21 protein-coding genes are annotated in these 23,028 nt (G+C 73.6%); 12 read left to right on the top strand and 9 right to left on the bottom strand.

The genetic code is table 11. From position 1 onward, the window contains the following. Positions 1–104 precede the first annotated feature (104 nt). Both FR742_RS08480 and FR742_RS08475 read right to left on the bottom strand, forming a co-directional pair. Complete coding sequence (locus FR742_RS08480; RefSeq protein ID WP_148030437.1) at positions 105–308, bottom strand: RNA-binding S4 domain-containing protein; 204 nt, start codon at positions 306–308, stop codon at positions 105–107. Positions 309–319: 11 nt separating this feature from the next. Then, positions 320–1,915 (bottom strand): PucR family transcriptional regulator, encoded by a 1,596-nt coding sequence (locus tag FR742_RS08475; RefSeq protein ID WP_148030436.1) that lies wholly within the window; start codon positions 1,913–1,915, stop codon positions 320–322. A gap of 131 nt (positions 1,916–2,046) precedes the next feature. Here FR742_RS08475 and FR742_RS08470 point away from each other — a divergent pair, with 131 nt between their 5' ends. The 6 genes from FR742_RS08470 to FR742_RS08445 all read left to right on the top strand — a co-directional run bounded on the left by FR742_RS08470 (position 2,047) and on the right by FR742_RS08445 (position 10,251). Then, positions 2,047–2,898 carry a DUF2877 domain-containing protein gene (locus tag FR742_RS08470; protein ID WP_148030435.1) on the top strand — a complete coding sequence of 284 codons (852 nt, stop codon included), beginning with the start codon at positions 2,047–2,049 and terminating at the stop codon, positions 2,896–2,898. Continuing rightward, on the top strand, positions 2,895–4,256 hold the full coding sequence (locus FR742_RS08465) for an FdrA family protein (RefSeq protein WP_148030434.1): 1,362 nt from the start codon (positions 2,895–2,897) through the stop codon (positions 4,254–4,256). The genes FR742_RS08470 and FR742_RS08465 overlap by 4 nt, the downstream gene beginning before the upstream one ends. Beyond that, positions 4,253–5,650, top strand: coding sequence for a DUF1116 domain-containing protein (locus FR742_RS08460; protein ID WP_148030433.1), 1,398 nt, complete (start codon positions 4,253–4,255; stop codon positions 5,648–5,650). Before FR742_RS08465 ends, FR742_RS08460 begins: the two co-directional genes overlap by 4 nt. Before the next feature lie 136 nt (positions 5,651–5,786). Next, positions 5,787–8,033 (top strand): serine/threonine-protein kinase, encoded by a 2,247-nt coding sequence (locus FR742_RS08455; protein WP_148030432.1) that lies wholly within the window; start codon positions 5,787–5,789, stop codon positions 8,031–8,033. Positions 8,034–8,093: 60 nt separating this feature from the next. Beyond that, positions 8,094–8,909 carry an MOSC domain-containing protein gene (locus FR742_RS08450; RefSeq protein WP_148030431.1) on the top strand — a complete coding sequence of 272 codons (816 nt, stop codon included), beginning with the start codon at positions 8,094–8,096 and terminating at the stop codon, positions 8,907–8,909. A 52-nt stretch (positions 8,910–8,961) separates the two neighbouring features. After that, positions 8,962–10,251: an MFS transporter gene (locus FR742_RS08445; RefSeq protein WP_148030430.1), complete on the top strand. Its 1,290-nt coding sequence runs from the start codon at positions 8,962–8,964 to the stop codon at positions 10,249–10,251. Here FR742_RS08445 and FR742_RS08440 read toward each other — a convergent pair. After that, entirely contained in the window at positions 10,226–11,785 is a 1,560-nt protein-coding gene (locus FR742_RS08440; protein ID WP_148030429.1) for a bifunctional 3'-5' exonuclease/DNA polymerase, read from the bottom strand. The genes FR742_RS08445 and FR742_RS08440 overlap by 26 nt on opposite strands. A gap of 20 nt (positions 11,786–11,805) precedes the next feature. Next, the gene (locus FR742_RS08435) at positions 11,806–13,290 is read right to left on the bottom strand and encodes a metallophosphoesterase (protein ID WP_148030428.1); all 1,485 of its coding nucleotides are present in this window, start codon (positions 13,288–13,290) and stop codon (positions 11,806–11,808) included. A gap of 134 nt (positions 13,291–13,424) precedes the next feature. On the opposite strand from FR742_RS08435, the gene FR742_RS08430 reads away from it, so the two are divergent. Beyond that, a complete protein-coding gene (locus tag FR742_RS08430) occupies positions 13,425–13,826 on the top strand; it encodes a hypothetical protein (protein ID WP_148030427.1) in 402 nt (133 codons plus the stop codon). Here the strand turns inward: FR742_RS08430 and FR742_RS08425 are convergent. Then, entirely contained in the window at positions 13,823–15,376 is a 1,554-nt protein-coding gene (locus tag FR742_RS08425; protein ID WP_148034415.1) for an FAD-binding oxidoreductase, read from the bottom strand. The two genes, FR742_RS08430 and FR742_RS08425, sit on opposite strands and share 4 nt — an antisense overlap. Before the next feature lie 31 nt (positions 15,377–15,407). Here FR742_RS08425 and FR742_RS08420 point away from each other — a divergent pair, with 31 nt between their 5' ends. From FR742_RS08420 to FR742_RS08405, 4 genes are all read left to right on the top strand, one after another. Then, positions 15,408–15,932 (top strand): TetR/AcrR family transcriptional regulator, encoded by a 525-nt coding sequence (locus tag FR742_RS08420; RefSeq protein WP_148030426.1) that lies wholly within the window; start codon positions 15,408–15,410, stop codon positions 15,930–15,932. Beyond that, entirely contained in the window at positions 15,929–17,545 is a 1,617-nt protein-coding gene (locus FR742_RS08415; RefSeq protein ID WP_148030425.1) for a glycerol-3-phosphate dehydrogenase/oxidase, read from the top strand. Before FR742_RS08420 ends, FR742_RS08415 begins: the two co-directional genes overlap by 4 nt. 52 nt (positions 17,546–17,597) lie before the next feature. After that, positions 17,598–18,512 (top strand): sucrase ferredoxin, encoded by a 915-nt coding sequence (locus FR742_RS08410; RefSeq protein WP_148030424.1) that lies wholly within the window; start codon positions 17,598–17,600, stop codon positions 18,510–18,512. Between the two features lie 101 nt (positions 18,513–18,613). Further along, the gene (locus tag FR742_RS08405; protein WP_101784355.1) at positions 18,614–18,925 is read left to right on the top strand and encodes a WhiB family transcriptional regulator; all 312 of its coding nucleotides are present in this window, start codon (positions 18,614–18,616) and stop codon (positions 18,923–18,925) included. A gap of 208 nt (positions 18,926–19,133) precedes the next feature. Here FR742_RS08405 and FR742_RS08400 read toward each other — a convergent pair whose 3' ends face one another. Further along, entirely contained in the window at positions 19,134–19,367 is a 234-nt protein-coding gene (locus tag FR742_RS08400) for a DUF397 domain-containing protein (protein WP_148030423.1), read from the bottom strand. A gap of 123 nt (positions 19,368–19,490) precedes the next feature. Further along, positions 19,491–20,363, bottom strand: coding sequence for a helix-turn-helix transcriptional regulator (locus FR742_RS08395; protein WP_148034414.1), 873 nt, complete (start codon positions 20,361–20,363; stop codon positions 19,491–19,493). A 154-nt stretch (positions 20,364–20,517) separates the two neighbouring features. On the opposite strand from FR742_RS08395, the gene FR742_RS08390 reads away from it, so the two are divergent. Then, positions 20,518–20,991: an ATP-binding protein gene (locus FR742_RS08390; RefSeq protein ID WP_148030422.1), complete on the top strand. Its 474-nt coding sequence runs from the start codon at positions 20,518–20,520 to the stop codon at positions 20,989–20,991. Here the strand turns inward: FR742_RS08390 and FR742_RS08385 are convergent. Together FR742_RS08385 and rsgA are read right to left on the bottom strand one after the other, a co-directional pair. After that, positions 20,988–21,629 (bottom strand): phosphoribosyltransferase, encoded by a 642-nt coding sequence (locus tag FR742_RS08385; protein ID WP_148030421.1) that lies wholly within the window; start codon positions 21,627–21,629, stop codon positions 20,988–20,990. The genes FR742_RS08390 and FR742_RS08385 overlap by 4 nt on opposite strands. A gap of 78 nt (positions 21,630–21,707) precedes the next feature. Next, complete coding sequence (gene rsgA, locus FR742_RS08380) at positions 21,708–22,805, bottom strand: ribosome small subunit-dependent GTPase A (RefSeq protein ID WP_148030420.1); 1,098 nt, start codon at positions 22,803–22,805, stop codon at positions 21,708–21,710. Between the last annotated feature and the right edge of the window lie 223 nt (positions 22,806–23,028).

Raw genomic sequence — 23,028 nt, 5'->3', positions numbered from 1 at the left:
ACATTAGGCCAGCAGGCGCGCTGGTACACGGGCATGATCTGCCAAATCTGCCCGGTTGACCAGTGGTCCCGTTGCGCACTTCTGCCCGGCGGGGCCGGTGATCGTCAGTGGACGTGGATGGTGAAGCCCTCACCGGTGACGACCTGGCCGGAGCGGATCTTGGCCGTCTTGCGCAGCTCCACCTCGCCGTCCACCTCCACCATGCCTTCGGCGACGAGCATCTTGGCCAGGCCGCCCGTCTCGGTGACCCCGCAGTACTTCAGCAGGTCGCAGAGCGGGATGTAGTCGGAGCGCAGTTCGAAGTCCACGCCTGCCAACCCTAGATGCCGCGCATCCTCAGCACGTGCAGGGCCAGGGTCAGGTTGAGCCGCAGGTGCGGGTCGTCGGTGAAGTTGCCCAGCAGCCGCTCCAGTTTCCCGATGCGGTAGCGGAGCGTGTTGTAGTGGAAGTGCAGCCGGCGGGCGGTCTCGGCCACGTTGAGGTTGGTCTCCAGCAGGACCTGCAGGGTGCGGCGCAGGTCGGCGTTCTCGGCGTCGTCGTCGGAGGCCAGCGGGCCGAGCGTCTCCCGGACGAACGCGTGCAGTTCGTCGGTGTCGTTGACCAGGGACAGCAGCCGGTAGACGCCGAGCTGGTCGAAGTGCGCGACGGCGCCGGGCCCGTGCAGCTGGCGGCCCACCCGGGCCGCCTTCAGCGCCTGCGAGTACGCCTCCGGTAACGTCTCGGGGCCGCGGCTGGGGCGGGAGGTGCCGGTGGAAAAGGTCACGGGCGGCGTGTCGGCGAAGGCCGAGGCGGCGTCCTTGGCGATGCGGGAGGCGTCCACCGAGGCGTCCACCACGGCCACCACCTCGTGGGAGAAGCCGGCCACCGCGCCGCGCGGGTCGTGCCGGCGCATCGCGGCCGTCCAGCAGGTCACCAGCCGGTCCTGGGCGGTGCGCTCGTCGCCGTCGGGGTCGAGCTCGGCCACCAGCACGGTCACCGGCCGCTCCAGGTCCCAGCCGAACGCCCGCGCCCTGACCACCACCCGCTCGGCGGAGCCGGCCCGGCCGGTGAGCACGTCGCGCAGGAAGTCGGCGCGGTACTTGCTCTCGACCGCGTTGACCGCCTCCTGCCGGGTGACGGCGAGCGCGGCCACGGTGGCGGCCCGTTCCAGGATGCCGACGTCGCTGTCGCGGATGTCCCCGGACGGGCTGTAGGCGACGATCCGGCCGTGGTGGTGCCCGCCCGCGATCACCGGCACCGACACCGCGGTGCGGGCGCCGGGCGACGCGGCTGCGCCGGGCGGCCAGTCGCGGGTGATGGACTCGCGCAGCGCCGCCTCGTGCGGGCCCGCCGACGCCAGCACCCGGCCGCGGCCGTCGACGGCGGCCACCGACACGTCCAGCAGCGCCGCCACCTCCGTGGTGACCTCGTCCAGCCCGCCGCCGGCCAGCACCACCTGCACCAGCGCCCGGTGCGCCTCCTCGGCGCGGACGAGCACGGCCGCCTGCCGGTTGAGGATGTCGGTGAGCACCTGGTTGAGGATGTCGTCGAAACCGACGTCGTTCGGCAGCAGGATGAGCGGGAAGCCGAGCCGGTCCGCCTGCTCTGCCATCGCCGACGGCAGCTCGTCGACGTACCGCCCGAGCTTGATGGCCAGCGCCGCCAGCCCGCGCTCGTCCAGGTCGGCGACCAGGCGGCCGAGCGACTGCGGCGTGTTGCGCAGCGGGTAGCCGGTGGTGAGCAGCAGCTCGTGCGGCTTCACCCAGGCCAGGATGTCGGGCACCTCCATGACGTTGAGGCGTTGCACGATACGGCCCAGACCGCTCTCCCCCGCGATCAGCCGGGCCTCCGCGAGAGTCGACACGCCCAGCAACTCTCCGACGGACACGCCGTGGATGATCGTTCCCGTGCTGGCGAGACGAACTGGGGGCTCCATGTACAGATTGTGGCCCCACATACCGTCTGTCAGGAAGAGCCAGTCTTCCCGCTGACTGTTGGCAAATTTCTCCGTACGGGCGGTTGCCGGGCCCGTTCTACGGTCAGGTCCAGGGTCGGTAGGGAGGTCCGGTGACGGTCGGTACTCACGTGAGGCGGGTACGCGCGCACGTCACGGGCGCCGCGAGCACCGCGGTGCGCCCGGTCCTGGAGGCTTCGAGGCGGCCCGCCCGGGTGCTCGCGGCGTTCCCCGCCGGGATCTACCTGGAGGTCAGGACCGAGCTGGAGCCCGCGGTGATCGCCGTGGTGACGGGACCGGCCACCCGGCTGCCGAACTCGATGCTGCTCGCCGGAGCGCTGCCGCGCGTGACCATGGGTGACGAGGCCTTCGTGGGCGACGGCTCGGTGGACGTCGGCGGGCTGAGCCTGCGCGCCCGCCGCTGGTGGGACCCGTCTCCGCGGCTGGGCGAGGTCGATCCGGCGACGCTGCCGCCGCCGTCGGCGCTGGCCGGGCGGGGCACGCCGGGCCTGGACGGCAACGACGCGGTCGAGCTGCTCGCGGCCAGTTGCGCCTCCGGGTGGCTGCTGGGCGCGGTGACGGCGGCCGAGCGGCTGGTCGGCCTCGGCCCCGGGCTGACGCCGAGCGGCGACGACGTGCTGGCGGGGCTGCTGGTGACGCTGCGCCACCTGGGTGCGGCGACCGGCACCGGGCGGGCGGTCGACCTGGCCGGGTGGCTGGGGGCGACCGTCACGTTCGACGCGCGCACCCGTACCACGCCGATCTCCGCGACGCTGCTGCACTGCGCGGCGCGCGGCGAGGCGTGCCCGGAGGTGCTCGCGGTGCTGCGCGGCCTGACCGGGCGGCAGCCGCTGGGGCCGGCGCTGCGCCGGCTGTGCGGGCTGGGCCACACCTCGGGCGCCGACCTGGCGCAGGGCATCGCGATCGGGCTGGAGACCGTACGCGCGCTGGGGGGACGGGGATGAACGACACGGTCTTCGTACGCGAGGGCGTCTACCACGACTCGGTGGCGCTGATGCGGGTGAGCAGGGCGCTGTCCGAGCTGCCCGGCACGCGGGTGGCGATCGTCGCCATGGCCACGGAGCTCAACCTGGAGCTGGCCCGCGACCTGGGCTTCGAGCTGCCTCCGGCCGGTCCGGGCGACCTGCTGGTCGCGCTGCGCGGGCCGGACACCGCGGCGGCGGCGCACGAGCTGGACCGCCACCTGGCGGAGCTCTCCTCGGCGGGGCCGGCGCGGGAGGCCGAGCAGCCGCCGCTGACCACCCGCTCGGCGGCGCGCGGCGGCGGCGCGGACCTGGCGCTGGTGTCGGTACCGGGCGAGCACGCCTTCGCCGAGGCGATGGACGCGATCGAGGCCGGGCTGCCCGTCATGGTCTTCAGCGACGGGGTGCCGGTCGGGTCGGAGCGGCTGCTGAAGGAGCGCGCGGACGAGCGCGGCGTGCTCGTCATGGGACCCGACTGCGGCACGGCCGTGGTCGGCGGGGTGGGGCTGGGGTTCGCCAACGTGCTGCGTCCCGGGCCCGTCGGGCTGGTGGCCGCGTCGGGGACCGGCGCCCAGCAGGTGAGCTGCCTGCTGGACCTCGCGGGCGTGGGGGTCAGCCACGTACTCGGCGTCGGCGGCAGGGACCTGTCGGCGGCGGTCGGCGGGCTCTCGACGGTGCGCGCGCTGCGCATGCTGGACGAGGACCCGGCCACGGAGCTGATCGTGCTGGTCTCCAAGCCGCCGGACCCGGAGGTGGCGGGGACCGTGCGGGAGGTCGTGGAGTCGCTGCGCACGCCGGTCGTGGAGGCGCTGCTCGGCTCCGGCACCGACCTCACCGCCGCCACCGAGGCCGCGCTGCGCGCCCTCGGCCGCCCGGTGCCCGCCTGGCCCTGCTGGGACGGCTCCGCCCGGAGCACCGTGACGGTGGCCGGCGAAGATCCCGGGCCGCTGATCGGGATCTACTCCGGTGGGACGCTGTGCGCCGAGGCGGCGCTGATCGCCGGGGCCGGGGAGTTCACCGACTACGGGGACGACGTCTACACCCGGGGCCGGGCGCACCCGATGATCGACCCCACGCTGCGGCTGGAGGCCCTGGGCAAGGTGCCGCCGGGCGGCGTGGTGCTCATGGACGTGGTGCTCGGCCACGCCGCCGACCCCGATCCCGCCGCCCGGCTCGCCCCCGCGATCGCCGCCCTGCCCGCCGCCGTGGTGGTCGCGCTGATCGGCACCGAGGCCGACCCGCAGGACCTGCTCCGGCAGGCCGCGGCCTTCCGCGACGCCGGCGCCGTCGTGTTCACCTCCAACGCGCAAGCCGCCCGGCACGCCAGGGACTCGCTATGACACTGCTCGACGGCCCGCCCCACGTCATCACGGCCGGCGCCGGTCTGCTCGCGGACGCGCTGCGCGAGCAGGCCGCCGCCGTCACCGGCGTCTCCTGGCGCCCGCCCCTGGCGGGCACCGCGGACGCCCTGGCCAGGGTGCTCGCCGACCCACGCAGGCAGGCGGCCAACGACCTGGCGGTGCGCCGCCTGGTCTCGGCCCGCCCGGAGCTGGCCGGCGTACGGCGGGCGTCGGAGGTGCTGCGGACGGCGGAGCGCACGTTCCTGCACGCGGGCCCGCCGATCACCTGGGAGCGGGCGTCGGGCCCGATGCGCGGCGCGCTGATCGGCGCGATGCTGTTCGAGGGGTACGCGGACGACGAGCGGGAGGCGGCGGCCAGGCTCGCCGCCGGGGAGGTGCGGCTGGAGCCGTGCCATCAGCACGCGGCCGTGGGCCCGATGGCGGGCGTCGTCAGCCCGTCCATGTGGCTGTTCGAGGTGCGCGACACCGAGCACGGCGGCACCGCGTACTGCTCACTCAACGAGGGCCTGGGCAAGGTGCTGCGCTACGGCGCGTACGGGCCCGAGGTGCTCGACCGGCTGCGCTGGATGGACGGCGTGCTCGGGCCCGCGCTGTCGGCGGCGATCGGGCTGACCGGGCCGCTGGACCTGCGGTCGCTCATCGCGCAGGCGCTGCAGATGGGCGACGAGCTGCACAACCGCAACCGGGCGGCGACCTCGCTGCTGCTGCGCGAGCTGGCCCCGGCGATCTCGGACGCGGCCCCGGGGCACGCGTCGGAGGTGCTGCGCTTCATCGCCGGCAACGACCACTTCTTCCTCAACGCGGGGATGGCCGCGGCCAAGGTGAGCACCGACGCGGCCCGGGACGTGCCGGGTTCGACCCTGGTCGTGGCCATGGCGCGGAACGGCACGGACTTCGGCGTGCAGGTGTCGGGGCTCGGCGGCCGGTGGTTCACCGGGCCGGCCGGGGTGCCGGACGGCCTGTACCTGGGCGCGTACGGGCCCGGCGACGCCAACCCGGACATCGGCGACTCCACCATCACCGAGACGTCCGGGCTCGGCGGGTTCGCGATGGCGGCGGCCCCGGCCATCGTCCGGTTCGTGGGCGGCGAGGTCGCGGACGCGGTGGCCGCCACGCGGTCGATGTACGAGATCACGCTGGCGGAGCATCCCGCCTACCAGATCCCGGGGCTCGGCTTCCGCGGCACGCCCACCGGCATCGACGTCACGCTCGTCGCCAGGACCGGTCTGCTGCCCGTGGTGAACACCGGCATCGCGGGCAGGATCGCGGGCACCGGGCAGGTCGGCGCGGGGCTCGTCAGCCCTCCCGCGGAGGCGTTCACGGCGGCTCTGCGGGCGTTGTCGGACGCGGTGGCTGATCCACTCGAGGTATAGCGAAACCGCACGTCAACCCCCGAAAAGCGACACTATGGTTTCGCCCCGGTTCACGTACCTATATGGTGACGAATCCCATGATGTGAAACCACGGCGTGACTTGTGTGACCTTTGAGGCTGGAGATGGGGGCGGGACATGGCAGCCGACCGCGTGCTCAGCGGCCCCGGCGCTGAAGGCGGCACTCCACAGAGCCAGGGCAAGCTCGTCGGCAGGCGTTACCGGCTGATGTCGCCCGTCGGCCGGGGCGGCATGGGCATGGTGTGGCACGCCCACGACGTGCTGCTCGACAGGGACGTGGCGGTCAAGGAGCTCATCCTGCCGTTCGGCCTGGACCACGCGGGCAAGCAGGCGGCGCACCGGCGGGTGCTGCGCGAGGCCAGGTCGGCCGCGCGGCTGCAGCACCCGGGCATCGTCACCGTGCACGACGTGGTGGAGGAGGACGGCCGCCCGTGGATCGTCATGGAGCTGGTCCGCGCCTGGTCGCTGGAGCAGGCGGTGCGGCAGAGCGGCCCGCTGCCGGTGATCCAGGCCGCCGAGATCGCCATCCGGGTGCTCGACGCGCTCCGGCACGCGCACGCCTCCGGCATCCTGCACCGCGACGTCAAGCCGGGCAACGTGCTGCTCACCGCCGACCGGGTGGTGCTGACCGACTTCGGCATCGCCGCCGTCGAGGGCGACGTCACGATCACCCAGACCGGGCTGCTCATGGGCTCGCCCGCGTACATCCCGCCGGAGCGCCTGTCGGGGCAGCCGATCTCGGCGGCGGCCGACCTGTGGTCGTTCGGGGCGACGCTGTACGCGGCCGTCGAGGGCCGTCCCCCGTACGAGGGTCCTGACGCGGTCGCGGTGCTGGGCGCGGTGCTCACGCAGGAGCCGTCCAGGCCGCAGCGCGCCGGCGCGCTGCTGCCGGTGATCGAGGGGCTGCTGCAGAAGAACCCGGCCGCGCGGCTCACCGCCGACCAGGTCGCCGACCGGCTGGAGCGGGTGCTGCTCGCGCACGGCTCGGTACGGCCGCGCACCCCGGAGACGCCCGCGCCGCTGCCCACGCTGGGCGACTCGACGCCCGCCGGGCTGCTGCCGCCGCTGGAGCCGCCGTCGGGGCCGCTGCCCTCGCGGATCGTGGAGACCCCCTCGGGCCCGGTGCGCGTCCCGTACGACCCGGAGAACAACCCTTCCGACGGGTACGGCATTCCCTACGACACGACGTCCGGTCACCGGACCGACCAGGTGCGGCAGCCGGGGTTCGACGCGTTCTCCTCGGGCCCGCACTCCCTTCCGGGGCTCGGCGGCTCGGCGGCCCCGAGGTCGCTGTCGGACCCGGCCCCGGGCGGCTACCCGTCACCGGGCAGCACGTCAGGCCCGTACCCGCTGCCCGGACACGACACGTCCGGCCCGTACCCGTTGCCGGGACAGGAGACGTCGGGCCCCTACTCGACGCCGGGAGGCGCGTCCGGACCGTACGCGACGCCGGGCGGGGCGTCCGGCGCCTACCCGGAGCCGGACGGCCTGTCCTTCCCCGGCGTGGGCCACGCGCGGGGGCCGGGTGACTCCGGTGAGCAACCGGCGCCGCCCATCCTGCCGCTGACCAGCGACAGCCGCAGCGTGAGCGCCTCCGGCCGGTGGCCGCTGGCGACCGACGACGACCTGCGCGACCAGTCGCACAGGCTGTCCAAGGACGTCGGCCGCAGCCGCCTGGCCCAGCTGCCCGGCGGTCCCCATCGGACCTCCGCCGGCCGGCCCACCACCAGCCGGCGCAGCCCGGACGAGAACGGCAACGCCTGGGTGCGCGACGGGCGGCCGACGCCGCTGCTGATCGTCGCCGCCGTGGCGGCCGTGGTCGCCGTGGTGGCCGCGCTGATGATCTACGCGTCGAGCGGTTCCGTCGAGCCCGTGACGACCCCGCTCTCGGTCGCCGGCAGCGCCCCGGCGCGGGCCGAGGCCTCCCCGGTGCCCGACGGGTACGTCGAGGAGACCCCGCCGGGGTTCAGCGTGGGCGTGCCCGACGGCTGGAAGCTGAGCACCTCGGGCGGCCAGACCACGATCACCGGGCCGAAGGACTCGGGCATCGAGGTGATCGTCGCCCAGGTGGCGCCCCAGGCCGACGGCGGCCTGTCGGAGCTGACCCGCGAGGAGGCGGACGGCGGCAGGGACGGTTACATCCAGGTGCAGCTGCAGGAGACCGACTACCGCGGCTGGAAGGCGACCGACTGGGAGTACACCTACGCCGCCGAGAACGAGGTGCCCATGCACGCGCTCACCCGGTTCGTCACCGTCGACGACAAGACGGCCTTCACGATCACCTTCGACATGCCGGAGCTCGTCTGGGACGACCAGTCCGGGGCCCGCAAGGTCTTCTTCGACACCTTCCGCCAGTCCACCTGACCCGGCGTCCTTCCTGGTGGAAGGCCCGGAAGTCAGATCGTGATGTTGTACGGTCTGCACATGAGGCTGGGGAGCATCTTCTTTTATCCCATCAAATCCACCTCTGGGCACGAGGTGGCCGAGGCCGAGGTGCAGCCGTGGGGGCTGGCCGGCGACCGGCGCTACCTCGTCGTGGACGAGCGCGGCGAGCCGATCACCGCCCGCGAGCATCCGATCATGCTGGCCTGCGTGGCCCTGGCCGACGGCGCGGCGATCAAACTCACCGGCCCGCACGCCGCCCCGCTGCGCGTCGTCCCCACCTCGCGCAGGTTCACGGCGAACGTCTGGGGGACGCCGGTGGAGGTGACCGACTGCGGGGACGACGCGGCCGCGTGGATGGCCGCGCTGATCGGGCGGCCCGCCAGGCTGGCCTGGCTGGACGACCCCACCCGGCGCCCGGTCGATCCCGCGTACGGCCTGCCCGGCGACCGGGTGAGCCTGGCCGACGGCTACCCGCTGCTGCTCACCACGACGGCCTCGCTGGCCCGGCTCGGCGACTGGGTCGCGGAGACGGCGGCCGAGCTGGGCGAGGAGATCCCGCGGCCGCTGGACATGCGCAGGTTCCGGCCCAGCGTGGTGGTGGAGGGCGCGGACGAGGCGTTCGCCGAGGACGGGTGGCGGCGGCTGCGGATCGGCGAGGTGGAGTTCCGGGCCGCCAAGGGATGCGACCGCTGCGTGCTGACGACCGTCGACCCGGACACCTACGCCAAGGGCAAGGAGCCGATCCGCACCCTGAGCCGTCACCGCAGGTGGGACGGCAAGGTGTGGTTCGGCGTCAACCTGATCCCCGACGGCACGGGCGTGATCAGGCGAGGTGACCCCGTCACAGTGCTGTAGTCCCAAAAACAACGTTTTGGGGTGATCTCTGGGGCTATGCGAGACTTCACGGGTGACCAGCACCCCCACGACCGCTGACGCCCCGCCCTCCGCCCATCTCCGGGCCGTCCAGCGCCGCACTCTGATCGTGCTCTCCGCCGCGCAGATCGTGGGCGGCGTCGGAGTCGCCGTCGGCCTGGCGCTCAGCTCGGTGGTGGTCGACCAGCTCTCCGGGTCGACGATGATCAGCGGCTTCGCGGGGACCGCGACGGTGCTGGGGGCGGCCCTGCTCGCCCTGCCGACGGCCAAGGCGTCGAGCAAGGGCGGCAGGCGGTCCGGCCTGGCGCTGGCGTACCTGGCGGCGCTGCTCGGCTGCGCCATCTCGGTCGTCGCCATCAACCTCGGCAACTGGCAGCTGCTGCTGGCCGGGCTGGTGCTGGTCGGCGGCGGCAGCGCGGGCAACCTGGCGGCCCGCTACTCGGCCACCGACCTGTCGCCCAGGAACCACGCCGCCCGGCACCTGTCGCTGGTGGTGTGGGCGGCGACGGTCGGCTCGGTGGCGGGCCCCAACCTGGCCGAGCCCGCCGACCGGATCGGCATGGAGGCCGGGCTGGTGGGGAAGGCCGGGCCGTTCGCGTTCGCCGCGCTGGCGTTCGCGCTGGCGCTGCTGATCGTCTTCGCCGGACTGCGCCCCGACCCGCTCAAGCTGGCCAGGGAGCACGACGGCAGGAAGCCCTCGACGGAGGCGGGCAACCGGACGGTCCGCACCGCGTGGCGGATCCTGCGCACCACGCCGATGGCCCGCCAGGCCCTGGTGATGATCGCCGTCAGCCACACCGCGATGGTGTCGATCATGTCGATGACCCCGGTCAAGCTGCACCACGACGGCGCCGAGCTGGACGTGATCGGCATCGTGATCAGCCTGCACATCGCCGGCATGTACGTGATGTCGCCGGTGGTCGGCTGGCTGGCGGACAAGGCGGGCCGGGTGCCGGTGCTGCTGCTCGGCATGGGCCTGCTGCTGGTCTCCGCCGTGCTGGCGGCCACGGCGGGCCACCAGGTGTGGCAGGTGACGGTGGCGCTGTTCGTGCTCGGCCTGGGCTGGTCGTGCGGGCTGGTGGCCGGCTCCGCGCTGGTCAGCGAGTCGGTCACGATCGACGGCCGCACGGCCGTCCAAGGACTGTCGGACCTGCTCATGAACGTGTGCGGGGCGACCGGCACGGTGCTGGCCGGCGTGATCGTGGGCGGTCTGTCGTACGGGGTGCTCGGTGCGGGCGTGGGCGTGATGGTGGCGCTGGCCGGGGTGTGGCTGGCGCTGGCGGCCCGCCGGTCGGGCGCTATTTGGCGTCCGCGTAACAGCTGACCGCGACCGCCTCCATCGGGAAGCGCACCGGAGTGGCCCCGAACAGCAGCCGGGTCGCCTCGGCCGCCGCGGCGCCCACCGCGTCCGCCACCTGCTCGGCCAGGTCGAGCGGGCAGTGCACGATGACCTCGTCGTGCTGGAAGAACACCAGCCTGGCCGGGCCGGGCAGCAGGCCGCGCAGCACCCCCATGAGCGACAGCGCCCATTCGGCGGCCGTGGCCTGGACCACGAAGTTGCGGGTGAACCTGCCCCGGTCGCGCGCCGCCCGGCCGCCCTCGGGGCCGGAGACCAGCTCGCGCCACGACGCGGACGGCGGCGGGCTGGTGCGCCCGAGCCAGGACCGCACGAGCCGGCCCTCCTCCCCGGCCTTGGCGGCGTCCTCGACGAACTGGTAGGCCTTCGGGAAGCGCCGGCGCATGACGGGCAGCAGCCGGGCGGCGTCGCCGCTGGTGCCGCCGTACATCGCCGACAGCATCGCGATCTTGGCGTGGTCGCGCTGGCCGCCGAACGAGCCGGCCAGCGCCGAGTAGAGGTCGATCTCCCCCGCCGCGGCGGCCAGCCCGGCGTCGCCCGCCATCGCGGCGAGCACCCGCGGCTCCAGCTGGGCGGCGTCGGCGACGACGAGAGCCCACCCGTCGTCGGCCACCACCACCCTGCGCAGCACCTTGGGGATCTGCAGGGCGCCGCCGCCGCTGGTCGCCCAGCGGCCGGAGACCACGCCGCCGACCACGTATTCGGGCCGGAAGCGGCCGCCGCGCACCCACTGGTCGGCCCACGCCCAGCCGTGGAAGCTGTGGAGCCTGGCCAGTTCCTTGTAGGCGAGCAGCGGCTCGACCGCCGGATGGCCGACCTGCTTGAGCTCCCAGGACCGGGTGGACTTGATCGCCACCCCGGCCCCCTTGAAGGCCTTGACCAGCTGCTGCACCGAGTCGGGGTTGACCGGACGGCCGAACGCCGCCGACACCCGGTCGGCCAGCGCCTGCAGCTTGGCCGGCCGCATGCCGTGGACCGGCCGGGGCCCGAGCATCTCGGCGAGCAGCGCGTCGTGCACGTCTCTGCGCCAGGGCATGCCGTCGTGGCTCATCTCGGCGGCGATGAGCGCGCCGGCGGACTCGGCGGCGGCCAGCAGCCGGAACCGGCCGGGATCGGGCAGCGCCGCGATCCGGGCGAGCTGGTCGGCGAGCACCTCGGCCACCGCCTCCGGGGGCAGCGGCTCGGGCGCGAAGAGCGTGCCGGGATCTTCCGGCGCGTCGTCGGGGACGGGCCGGCCGTGCAGCCTGGCGTGCGCGGCCCTGGCCGAGCGCGGCTCCCCGTGACGCCCTTCGTACGCGAGCAGCAGGGCCTCGGTGAGTGCGAGGTCGTGGCAGCGGGAGACCCGCACCCCGGCGGCGAGCAGCGGCGGGTAGGCCTCGCGGGTGTCGGCCCACACCCACCGCGGCCGCGACGCCTCCAGCTCGCGCACCGCGCCGGGCCCGGCGGGGCGGGGCGGCCCGCCCGCGGGAAGGAGCCGCTCTCCGGCCAGCACCACGTACACGACTCCAGGGTGCCAGGCGGCTACGACAAAGAGATGCGCACCTCGTCCTCGATGGGGGGTTCGAGCTCCTGCCGCAGGCACCCGGTGGCGGCGTGGCACCGGATGGTGAGCGCGTCGGGGGTGACCGACAGGCGCAGGAACTGCTTGAAGAACGGCGGGGTGTCCCAGTCGGACAGCTCGGACAGGAAGTGCTGGAACACCCGGTCCACCGGCAGCCGGAACGGCCACGGCCAGGACCCGAGCAGCCGCGCCGCCCACCGCATCCGCCGGGTGATCGTCACGGCGCCGCCGGCCGGCCGCACCGGCGTGTTCTTGATCTGCTCGGCCATGATGCAGGCGGCCTCGTCAGGGGTGAGGCAGAGCCACTTCATCCGCAGCCGCTTGGCGTAGAGCTGGCTGTAGAAGGACAGCGAGTCGCCGCGCAGCGGGTAGCAGCGGTAGTCGTCCTCGTGCACGCCGCCCACGTCGACGCGCCGGATGGTGTGGGTGGCGTGCATGAACGCGCCGCCGCCGCCGGACACGACGTACTGGATGACCCGGTCGCCGACCTGGACCGGGTAGCGCTGGTAGTTGTGCACGTCGCCGCCGATGGCCGCCACGTAGCGGTGGCGCGGGTCGCGCACGATGTCGTCGATGGTGCCGCCGCCCTCCAGCGCGGAGGGCTTGTAGGCGTTGCCGGTGTAGATCGGCTTGCCGGTGACCAGGAGCTTCGGCCGGGGGTCGAGCGACACGCGGCGCAGCCACGCGGTCTGGCCCTTGTCGATGGTGCCCTTGATGCCGGTGTCGACGCCCACGATGAGCAGGCTCGGGGTGTCGATCACCCAGTACGGTCCGGGCTGCGTCGCCTGCTGGGCCGGGCGGCCGCGCAGCGCGCGGGCCTCGGCCAGGGCCGGTTCGTCGATCGTCTCGGGCTTGCGCCACAGCAGCCCGCGCAGCCCCCGGTCGGGCCTGGGCTTGAGCGAGGCGTCGCAGAAGACCCGCATGAACCCGCCGAGCCCGTCGTACCAGTCGTGGTTGCCGGGGATCGCGTAGATCGGCGCGTCGAAGTCCTGGTAAGGGCGGAAGAACTTGTCGCGGTAGTCGTTGCCCGACCCGGCCGGGTAGATGATGTCGCTGGCCAGGATCGCGAACGCGGTGCCCTCCCCCGCCTTCAGCATGCCGGGCACCACCGCGTACTGGGACGCGTCGCCCTCACCGGTGTCGCCGACGAGCAGGAAGTCGAAGCTCTCGCCGACCTCGGGCGCGATCCGGAAATCGGGGTCCGTGCCGCGCCCGCGCAGGGCGGCCACCCACTGCTCGCGCACCTCGCCGGACGGGTCGCCGAACAGGCCGGCGAGGATCTCGTTGCGGGACTTCCACAGAGTGACCGGGTTCAGCCAGGTGAAGCCCTCGTCCTTCGGCCGCAGCCGGTCGAACGTGCCGATCTCCTGGCACACCCATCCGGCGCCCTCCTCGGACACCCGCGAGGATGCCCGCTTCCCCCGTTCAGCCGTTGATTCCACCATGACCCCATCTTTGCCCGTAGATCACGCCGCGCGCATCCGAACAGAGCGTGCCGTTGCCGACACAGCTGGTTCACGATGGTGTAACCTCAGTCGCCCCAAGCAAGCGGTTGTCGTCGCCAAGGGGAGGGCTAGCCATGGCCCGGAACGGTTCCGATGACGCGCTCAGGCGGAACACCACGCAGGTGGATGCCGTCGAGGGCCTGCTCGCGTACGCCGCCACGAGGAGCGCGCGCGAGGCGCTGCGCCAGGTGAGCCGTGCCGTGGCGATGAGCCGCGATCTGGCGGCCGAGCACCCCGAGCACACCTCCCTGCTGGTGCGCGCCCTGATCATGGAGGCGTCCCTGCAGCTGAGACGTAAGTGCCCGGCCGAGGCGCTGCCCCCGGCCGAGGAGTCGGTGGCGCTGGCCAGGAGGGCGGGCGGGGCCCCGCTGGCGCGCTCCCTGCACGCGCTGGCCGCCGCCTACAGGGCGCTCCGCCGCTTCGGCGAGGCCGCCGAGGCGGCGGAGGAGGCGTCCAGGGTCGTCGAGCTCGACTAGACGAGCGCTCCCGGGTTCAGCACCCCCCGCGGATCCACCCGGTCCTTGACCGCGCGCAGGATCGCCACGCCGAGCGGGCCGATCTCGGCGGCGTAGGCGGCGCGGTGGTCGCGGCCGACCCCGTGATGGTGCGAGATGGTGCCGCCCGCCTCGACGATGGCGGTGTTCGCCGCCTCCTTGGCCCGCTCCCACTGCGCCACCGGGTCGTCCTCCTGCGCGGTGACGACGGTGAAGTAGAGCGACGCGCCGGTCTCGTACACGTGGGAGATGTGGCACATGACCAGCGGCGAGCCGAGCGCGCCGAGCAGCGCGAGCCGGACCGCGTCGTACAGGCGCGGCAGGTCGGCCCAGAAGCCGGCCGTCTCCAGCGTCTCCACGGTGGCGCCCGCGGCGAGCAGCGAGTCGCGCAGGTACGGCGCGGAGAAGCGGCCGTGCGCCCATCCTTGACCGGGCTCCTCGCCGAGAGGGACGCCGCCGTGGCCGGACAGCACCGCGGCGGCGGCCTCGCGGCGGGCGGCCACCGAGGCGCCCTCGTAGCCGGCGATCACCAGGCAGCCGGCCTCGCCGCCGCCGATCCGGTCGGGGCGGGCCAGGCCGATCATGGTCTCGGTCTCGTCGGAGAGCCGCAGGACCGTGGGTAGCGGGCCGTCCTGGGCGAGCGCCCGCAGCGCGGCCGTGCCGGCGGCGAAGCCGGGCAGGCGCCAGCCCTCGTACACCTTCTCGGCCGGGGCGCGGCGCACCCGCAGCCGGAGCGAGGTGATGACGCCGAAGGCGCCCTCGGACCCGAGCACGAGCTGGCGCAGGTCGGGCCCGGCCGCCGACTTGGGCGCCCGGCCCAGGTCCAGGTCACCCTCGGGGGTGGCGACGGTCAGCCCGGTCACCATGTCGTCGAAGCGGCCGTATCCCGCCGACGCCTGGCCGCTGGAGCGGGCCGCGGCGAAGCCGCCCAGCGTGGCGTACTCGAAGGACTGGGGGAAGTGGCCCAGCGTGAGGCCGTGCGCGGCCAGCAGGCGCTCGGCCTCGGGGGCGGGCACGCCGGGCTCGAACACCGCGGTCATCGACTCGGCGTCGACCTCGACCAGCCGGTCCATCCGGCCCAGGTCGAGCGAGATCACCCCGGCGAAGCCGTCGCGGGCGGCGGTGAGCCCGCCGACGACGGAGGTGCCGCCGCCGAACGGCACGACCGCGATCCGCTCGGCCGCGCACAGCCGCAGCACCCGCGCCACCTCGTCGTGGCCGCCGGGCAGCACGACGGCGTCCGGCGCGCCGGCGCCGTCCCCCGCGCGCATCCGCAGCAGGTCGGGGGTGGACTTGCCGCGGGCGTGCCGGACCCGCGCCTCGTGCGTGGTCAGCACGTGCCCGTCGCCGACCAGGCCGGCGAGCGCGTCGAGCAGCCGGGGCTCCAGCGCGGCGGGCGGCATCCGTACGGACTCCAGCCCGGCGGCGGGGACCGCCGGCGCGCGCACGCCCAGCAGATCGTGGAGCAGCCGGCGGACCTGTTCTGGAAGCTCGCGGGCCTTGGCCGGGTCGCCCCAGCCGGACCAGAGCATCGGTTCCGATCGCACGGTTACACTGTGACACATGACGGCTATTCGTCACAATGACGGCGTGCTGGACGCGGCCCGCGACTGCGTGCTGGCCTACGGGGTGCGCCGCACCACGCTCACGGACGTGGCGCGGCGGGCCGGGGTCTCGCGGATGACGATCTACCGGCACTGGCCGGACATGCGGGCGCTGGTCGCCGACCTGATGACGCGCGAGTGGGTACGGGTGATCAGCGGGCTCGACCTGGCCGATCCGGTGGGCGCGGTGGTGGCCGGGGTGCGCGGGCTGCGCGGGCACCCGCTCTGGCGCAAGATCGTGGAGGCGGATCCCGAGCTGCTGCTCCCCTACCTGCTCGACCGGCGGGGGGCCAGCCAGGAGGCGGTGCTCGCGGTGCTGGAGCCCGCCCTCGGCGACCCGCGCAGGGCCAGGGCGGTGCTGCTGGTCGCCCAGTCGTTCCTGCTGTCGGCGCCCACCATGCTCGATCCGCTCACGCTCGACGACCTCGACGCCGAGCTCGCCGCCCTGCTGGAGTCCTACCTCGCGCGCCCGGCGGGACGGTGAGCGGGGTCGTGCCGGGCAGCTCGCTGAACGCCGCCCGGAGGGCGCGCGAGCTGGCCCGCACCGCCGAGGAACGGGTGGACGTGCTGGTGGTCGGGCTGGGCGCGACCGGGGCGGGCGCGGCGCTGGACGCGGCCTCGCGAGGGCTGGGCGTCGCCGCGATCGACGCCCAGGACCTCGCCTTCGGCACCTCCAGGTGGAGTTCGAAGCTGATCCACGGCGGCCTGCGCTATATGGCCAAGGGGCAGGTGGGGGTCGCGTACGAGAGCGCGGTGGAGCGCGGCGTCCTGCTCACCCGCACCGCCCCGCACCTGGTCAGGGCGCATCCGTACGTGCTGCCGCTGACGCCGGGGGTCACCGGGGCGCGGGCCGCGACGGTGATGACCGGTTACCTGCTCGGCGACGGGCTGCGGCGCGCGGCGGGCACGCCGCGGCGGCTGCTGCCGGGCCCGTCGGCGCTGCCGGCGGGCCGGGTCCGCGAGCTGGCCCCGGTGCTGCGCGCGGACGGGCTGCGCGGCGGGCTGCTGTCGTGGGACGGGCGGGTGCTCGACGACGCCCGGCTCGTGGTCGCCGTCGCCAGGACGGCGGCCGCGCACGGGGCCCGGATCCTGACCCGCTGCCGCGCGCTGGAGCTGCGCCCGGACGGCGCCCGGGTGCGTGACGAGCTGACCGGCGAGGAGTTCGAGATCAGGGCGCGGGCGGTGGTCAACGCGACCGGCGTGTGGGCCGGCGGGCTGGACCCGAGGGTGCGGCTGCGGCCCTCGCGCGGCACCCACCTGGTGCTCGCGCCGGGCGCGCTGCCGGGGCTGCGGGCCGGGCTCCACGTGCCGATCCCCGGCGAGAGCAACCGTTTCGCGCTCGTCCTGCCGCAGGCGGACGGGCGGGTGTACGTGGGGCTCACGGACGTCGCGGTGGACGGGCCGGTGCCCGACGTCCCCGAGGCGCCCGAGGAGGACGTCAGGACGCTCCTGGACGTGCTGAACGGCGTCCTGGAGATCGAAGTGCCGAGGAAGGCCGTGGCGGGCGCGTACGCGGGCCTCAGACCGCTCCTGGCGGGCGGCGGGCACACGGGCGGGCACGCGAGCGGATACGGGGACGGGTACACGGACGGATACGGGGACGGGCGCGGGGACCCGGGGGCGGGCGGGTACGGGGACGGGCGCGGGGACCCGGGGGCGGGCGGGCGCACGGCGGATCTGTCGCGGCGGCACGCGGTGCTGTCCTCGGGCGGGCTCGTCACGGTCGTCGGCGGCAAGCTGACCACCTACCGGCGGATGGCCCAGGACGCCGTGGACCGGGCGGTCGCGGTGCGCGGGCTGCGCGCGGGCCCGAGCCGGACGGCCGCCATCCCGCTCGTGGGAGCGGGCCGGCCTGCCGCGGGGACGCCGCGCGGGCTCGCCGAGCGCTACGGCGCGGAGGCGGCGGCGGTCCGGCCGCTGGTGGAGTCCTGCCCCGAGCCGGTCGGTCTCGGCCTGACCCGGGGCGACCTGCTCTGGTCCGTGCGGCACGAGGGCGCGCTCGACGCCGGCGACCTGCTCGACCGGCGCACGCGGATCGGCCTGGTGGCGGCGGACCGCGTACGGGCTCTGGAGGCCGCGGAGGGCATGTTCGGCTGATCCTCCCCAACCCGTTAGGTTAGTCTTACCTAACCGTTGGAAGGGGGAAGGTGTGGCGAAGGGCTGCGAACACGCGAGGGGATGTCACACGGGTGGCGTCCCCACTCTCGCGAGCGCCACGGCGGGCGCGCGGCTCTGGCTCCTCGTCGAGTACGCGGGCCCGTGGCCGTCACACCTGGAAAGCTTCGAACTTCCTGAGAACATCGCCGAACTGGTGGCGCGGGCGCTCGCCCGGGGCATCAGGCCGCAGCTCATCCGCCGACCGGGCCGCCGCACCCGGACGCGGGATCAGGGCATCCGCGTGCTAGTCGGGTACGGGATCGGCGACCGGCCGTGGCTCGCCGGCGGCGTCATCGCAGGTCCTGACGATCTTGACCTGGACGCGCTGGTGGCCGGAGTGGTCCCCGAGTCCTGCATACTTGAAGACGAGCCGGTATTTCTGGTGTGCACGCATGCCAAGCGCAACGCGTGCTGCGCCCGCATCGGACTGCCCCTCGCCCGTGCTCTGGCGGAAAAACTGCCAGAAAGGGTGTGGGAAACGTCACACGTTGGCGGCGATCGGTACGCCGCCAACCTCGTGTGCTTGCCACACGGAATTTTCTACGGCAGCATGTCTCAGGCTGCTGCGATCGCAGCGGCTAACGCGTACCGGTCGGGCGAGATCATTCTCGACCGTTTCCGGGGACGCGCGGGTATCCCTGAGCCATTGCAAGCCGTCGAGCACTTCGCCCGAACCCATACGGGAGAGTGCTCCGTCGGCGCGGTGACCGTGGAATCCTCCAAGTCGGACGGCGACGTCACCGAAGCCATCGTGCGCTGCGGCGACGTCCGGTTCAAGGTTGTGGTCCAGCCCTCGGCGCGGCAAGCGCCGTGTGGCTCGGTTTGCGCCGACAAGGCCGCCACCTACCGGCTGGTTTCGCTGGACAGGCTTTCGCCTGTGCGGTATGCCACGCCTGCCTACGCCTGACAAAGGGAACATCACGGTCCTCCATTGCGTTGGAACAGTGACGCCCAAAGCGTCCGATGCGGCTCAATTACCGAAATACCTCTCACGAAGGTGGTTTTCTCATGTCTCAGGTACGTCGGCAGCTCGCCCGCCCGCGCCCCAGCTGGGGTTGGCAGGATGATGCCGCGTGCCGGGGTGAGGACCTCGTGCTCTTCTTCGGCCCCGACGGGGAGCGGCAGCCCGAGCGTGACGTACGTGAGCGGAAGGCCAAGGCGATCTGCGCCCAGTGCCCCGTCCGCACGGAGTGCCTTGACTACGCACTGTCCCGTCCGGAGAAGTACGGCACGTGGGGTGGCCTCAACGAGGACGAGCGCGCCTCCGAGCGTCGCCGTCGCATGCGCCGCGCCGCCAGCGCCGGCATCTCCGCCGCCTGACACACCCGGCAGCGTCTCCGAAGATCGTGTGATCACGCAGTTGTCCCGATGACCGGGGCCCGGCACGCCGGGCTCCGGAGAACCCGGTCGGGACAACTGCCTGATCAGGCGGACCTCGCCCCGCACGAAAGAACCGCGCATGAAAGAAGCCGCCGTCCGATCCGGACGGCGGCTTTCGCGTGCCCGCCGGTCGGCGGGCCAGGGCTGGTCACACCAGCAGGTCGTCGAACTCTCCGTCTTTGGCGCCCAGGACGAACGCGGTGATCTCGGCTCGCGTGTAGACGAGCGCGGGACCGTCGGGAAACCGCGAGTTGCGCATGGCCACCTCCCCTGTGGGCAGGGTCGCCACCTCGACGCAGTTGCCGTTGGGATTGCTCCGCGCGCTCTTGCGCCAGTCGGCGGAGAGTCGACCGGCGGGCGTTCCGTTGCGGAACTCGTGCATGGGTGTTGCTCCTCGGCCCTTACGGATGCACGTGCATCCGTGCTTACGAGCCGAGAATAGAGGGACGAACCGGAGGCCATATACCGGATGGCCAAAAATCCCTATGTGATGGGTCACAGGGACTCAGCAGTTCAGCAGCCGCTCCAGGAACGCCCGGGTCTGCCGCGGCTGCTCCGCCTGCACGCTCAGCCGGTCCATGACCTTCACGTAATGCTCGGAATCGGCGACCTTGTCCAGGTAGAGCGCGCTGGTCAGCTGCTCCATGTAGACCACGTCGGGCAGCTCACGCTCGGGGAAGCGCAGGATGCTGAACGGGCCGCCGGCGGCGGCGTGCCCGCCCCGGTCGAACGGCATGATCTGCAACGTGACATTGTGGTGGGCGATGAGCTCCAGCAGGTGCTCGATCTGCTCGCGCATGACCTCGGGCCCGCCGAGCACCCGGCGCACCGCCGCCTCGTCGATCACCGCCCAGAGCGTGAGCGGGCTCTCCCCGGTCAGCCGCCGCTGGCGGGCCGTCCGCAACTGGACCCTGCGCTCCAGTTCGCCGGCCGGGGCGTTCTCGTGGGCCAGCTCGATCACCGCCCTGGCGTAGGCGGGCGTCTGCAGCAGGCCGGGCACGAACTGGTTCTCGTAGGTGCGGATGACCGAGGCGGCGCCCTCCAGCCCGATGTAGATCTCGAACCAGCTCGGCAGCAGATCGCTGTACTTGTGCCACCAGCCGGGCTCGTTGGCCTTCCTGGCCAGCTCCAGCAGCGGCGCCCGGTCGCCGGGGTCCGTGACGCCGTAGAGGGTGAGCAGGTCGGCCACGTCGCGCTCCTTGAAGCTGACCTGACCCAGCTCCAGCCTGCTGATCTTGGCATGGGACGCGCGGATGGAGTAGCCGGCGTCCTCCCGGGAGATCCCCTTGCCGGTGCGGAGTCTGCGGAGCTGCGTGCCCAGCAGGATCCGCAGGACGGTCGGGCTACCCGGAGAATGTCGCAGAATGTCGCTTTCCATCCGCTTCGCCCGCTCCGCGCTCACGCTCACCGCTCCCTATCGCATCTGCACGTGCAGATGCGATTTGCATCCGTAAATCACGAAAGAGTCTTGCATCGCCGACGTCACGCCGTAAAGATGGTCTTGGACACCAGAACGCGCTTCGGGGGCCAGCATGACGACTTTCGACCCGGGACCGCAAACCGCCAGCGGTCTCAGGCCACCAGGATGGCTGACGGCCGTCCTGATCGAGGGTCGGCCCGCCGAGCGCGATCGCCTCTTCGGCTTCCACGAGCTCAGCACGTTCGAGCCCGGGTGCGTCTCGGTGGCAAGACGGTTCGTCGACCAGACGCTCGGCTCGTGGGGGGCCGAGCGGGCCGTGTTCGACGCCCAGCTCATCACCTCCGAGCTGGTCACCAACGCCATGCGCCACGGCGGCGGCGCGATCGACCTGCGGCTGCTGATGGACAGGACCGAACTGGCCTGCGTTGTGAGCGATCACAGCACGGCGCCGCCGGTCACCGGCGGCGCCGACGTTTTCGCGGAGTACGGTCGCGGGCTGCGCCTGGTGGGCGCCCTCTGCCGCGCCTGGGGCTGGCTCACGCCCGGCGGCGCGCGCAAGCTCGTGTGGGCGGTGCTGCCGCTCTAACCCGGCGCCGGGTTCCGGGCCAGCACCTCCAGCACGTCGGCGTCGGAGAGCTGGCCGAAATGCTCGTACCACTGCCCGACCGCGCGGAAGTCGGCCGGCACGCAGAGCACCACCACCTCGTCGGCCTCCTCCCGCATGGCGCTGACCGTGTCCCTGGCGCCCACCGGAACGGCGAGCGTCACCCTCCCGGGCCCGGCAGCGGCCACCGCCCGCAGCGCGGCCCGCGCGGTCACCCCGGTGGCCAGCCCGTCGTCGGCCACCACCACCTCGCGGCCCGCCAGGTCGGGCAGCGGCCGGTCACCCCGGTACACCGCCACCCGGCGGGCCAGCTCCCGCCGCTCGGCGGCCACCTCGCCGGCCAGGTCCTCCGGCGTCAGCCCCAGCCGGTGCAGCAACGGCAGGTCGAACACCGGCTCACCGCCCTCGGCGATCGCCCCCACGCCGAACTCCGGCGACGGCGGGTAGCCGATCTTGCGGGTGACGAGCACGTCCAGCACGCCGCCGAGCCGGCGCACGATCGGCTCCGCCACCTCCACCCCGCCACGCGGCAGCGCGAGCACCACCGGGCCGGGGATGCCCGCCAGCCGCTCGGCCAGCCGCTCCCCCGCCTGCGCACGGTCGACGAACACGCACTCCATACGGAAACCCGTACCCACGCCGCCGACGGGCAGGCCCGCCGGGGAGGGGCCCGTGCGGGCCCGCTCCCCGGGAGGGCGTCACGGCCGGTTGCGGCCCGAGCGGCGCATCTCCTTGTGGATGGACTTCCACTTGCTCTGCAGGTCCTTGCGCAGCCTGGCGTCCGTCCGGGAGGCCATCCACGCCGCCTCCCGCTGGAGCTTGCGCCAGCTCTCCAGCCGCCGCTCCGGCAGCTCGCCGTTCTCCAGCGCGGCCAGCACCGCGCACCCGGGCTCGGTCTCATGGCCGCAGTCGTGGAAGCGGCACTCCGCGGCCAGCGCCTCCAGGTCGGAGAAGACCCGCTCCACGCCCTCGTTCATGTCGTACAGGCCGACCCGCCTGATGCCAGGCGTGTCGATGACGAGGCCGCCCCCGGGCAGCGGGATGAGCTCCCGGTGGACGGTGGTGTGCCGGCCGCGCCCGTCGGCGGCGCGCACCCGCTGGGTCTCCATCACCTCGCCGCCCGCGAGCGCGTTGACGAGGGTGGACTTGCCGGCCCCCGAGGGGCCGAGCACGACGGCGGTACGGGACCCGTCCAGATAGTCGCGGACGAGCTCGACCCCCTCCCCGCGGATGGAGGAGACCGCGTGCACGTCGACGCCGGGCGCGGCCTGCCGCACGTCGTCGAGCAGATCGCCCAGGCCGGGCCCGAACAGGTCGGACTTGGTGACGAGCACCACCGGAGTGCCTCCGGACTCCCAGGCGAGCGCCGTCAGGCGCTCGATGCGGCCCAGGTCGGCCAGGTCGGTGGCGTGCATGGACGGTTCGGCGACGAACACGATGTCGACGTTGGCCGCGAGCACCTGGCCCTGGCCGTCGCCGGACAGCCCGCCGCGGGAGTCGCGGCTGACGCCGCCGCGGACGAACGCGGTCGTCCTGGGCAGGAGCTCGGCGAGCTCGTAGTCACCCGCGGGCAGCGGCTTGAGCGCGGCCCAGTCGCCCACGCAGGGCAGCGCGACCGGGTCGGCGGCGGACGCCCTGCGGACGCGGGCGCCGTAGCGGGCGTGATGCCGGCCGGCGTTCGTGACGACCTCGGCCGCGCCGCGGTCGACGCGGGAGACGCGGCCGGGCACGGTGTCGGAGGGCAGCTCGGCGGCGCGGGAATCGGTCCAGCCGAGCAGAGAAAGATCGTAAGACAACGGAATTGCACCCTTGAGGTTGAGAAGGAACCCGGGTGGTCTCAGGCGAGCACCCGGAGGGGGACTGACGGCAGGCAGAACAGGACGACCCGCATAGTCCTCACCTCCTCGATCCGTTGCCGGTGACTCTACGCACCGGCCGCGCGGGACCGCAACGGGTTTTCGGCCACCCCGCGGTTGAACCGTCGGGGCGCCGTGGTCCGTACCACCTGCCGACGGACTC

Source organism: Nonomuraea sp. C10 (assembly GCF_008017515.1).
Classification (GTDB): Bacteria; Actinomycetota; Actinomycetes; order Streptosporangiales; family Streptosporangiaceae; genus Nonomuraea; species Nonomuraea ferruginea.
This window is presented reverse-complemented; position numbering and strand designations above follow the sequence as displayed.

Excerpts from the sequence above, each read along its gene's own strand:
- FR742_RS08475 (WP_148030436.1), bottom strand. The coding sequence starts at position 1,915 with ATGGAGCCCCCAGTTCGTCTCGCCAGCACGGGAACGATCATCCACGGC.
- FR742_RS08465 (WP_148030434.1), top strand. The coding sequence starts at position 2,895 with ATGAACGACACGGTCTTCGTACGCGAGGGCGTCTACCACGACTCGGTG.
- FR742_RS08460 (WP_148030433.1), top strand. The coding sequence starts at position 4,253 with ATGACACTGCTCGACGGCCCGCCCCACGTCATCACGGCCGGCGCCGGT.
- FR742_RS08455 (WP_148030432.1), top strand. The coding sequence starts at position 5,787 with ATGGCAGCCGACCGCGTGCTCAGCGGCCCCGGCGCTGAAGGCGGCACT.
- FR742_RS08450 (WP_148030431.1), top strand. The coding sequence starts at position 8,094 with ATGAGGCTGGGGAGCATCTTCTTTTATCCCATCAAATCCACCTCTGGG.
- FR742_RS08435 (WP_148030428.1), bottom strand. The coding sequence starts at position 13,290 with ATGGTGGAATCAACGGCTGAACGGGGGAAGCGGGCATCCTCGCGGGTG.
- FR742_RS08430 (WP_148030427.1), top strand. The coding sequence starts at position 13,425 with ATGGCCCGGAACGGTTCCGATGACGCGCTCAGGCGGAACACCACGCAG.
- FR742_RS08425 (WP_148034415.1), bottom strand. The coding sequence starts at position 15,376 with ATGCTCTGGTCCGGCTGGGGCGACCCGGCCAAGGCCCGCGAGCTTCCA.
- FR742_RS08420 (WP_148030426.1), top strand. The coding sequence starts at position 15,408 with ATGACGGCTATTCGTCACAATGACGGCGTGCTGGACGCGGCCCGCGAC.
- FR742_RS08405 (WP_101784355.1), top strand. The coding sequence starts at position 18,614 with ATGTCTCAGGTACGTCGGCAGCTCGCCCGCCCGCGCCCCAGCTGGGGT.
- FR742_RS08400 (WP_148030423.1), bottom strand. The coding sequence starts at position 19,367 with ATGCACGAGTTCCGCAACGGAACGCCCGCCGGTCGACTCTCCGCCGAC.
- FR742_RS08395 (WP_148034414.1), bottom strand. The coding sequence starts at position 20,363 with ATGGAAAGCGACATTCTGCGACATTCTCCGGGTAGCCCGACCGTCCTG.
- FR742_RS08390 (WP_148030422.1), top strand. The coding sequence starts at position 20,518 with ATGACGACTTTCGACCCGGGACCGCAAACCGCCAGCGGTCTCAGGCCA.
- FR742_RS08385 (WP_148030421.1), bottom strand. The coding sequence starts at position 21,629 with ATGGAGTGCGTGTTCGTCGACCGTGCGCAGGCGGGGGAGCGGCTGGCC.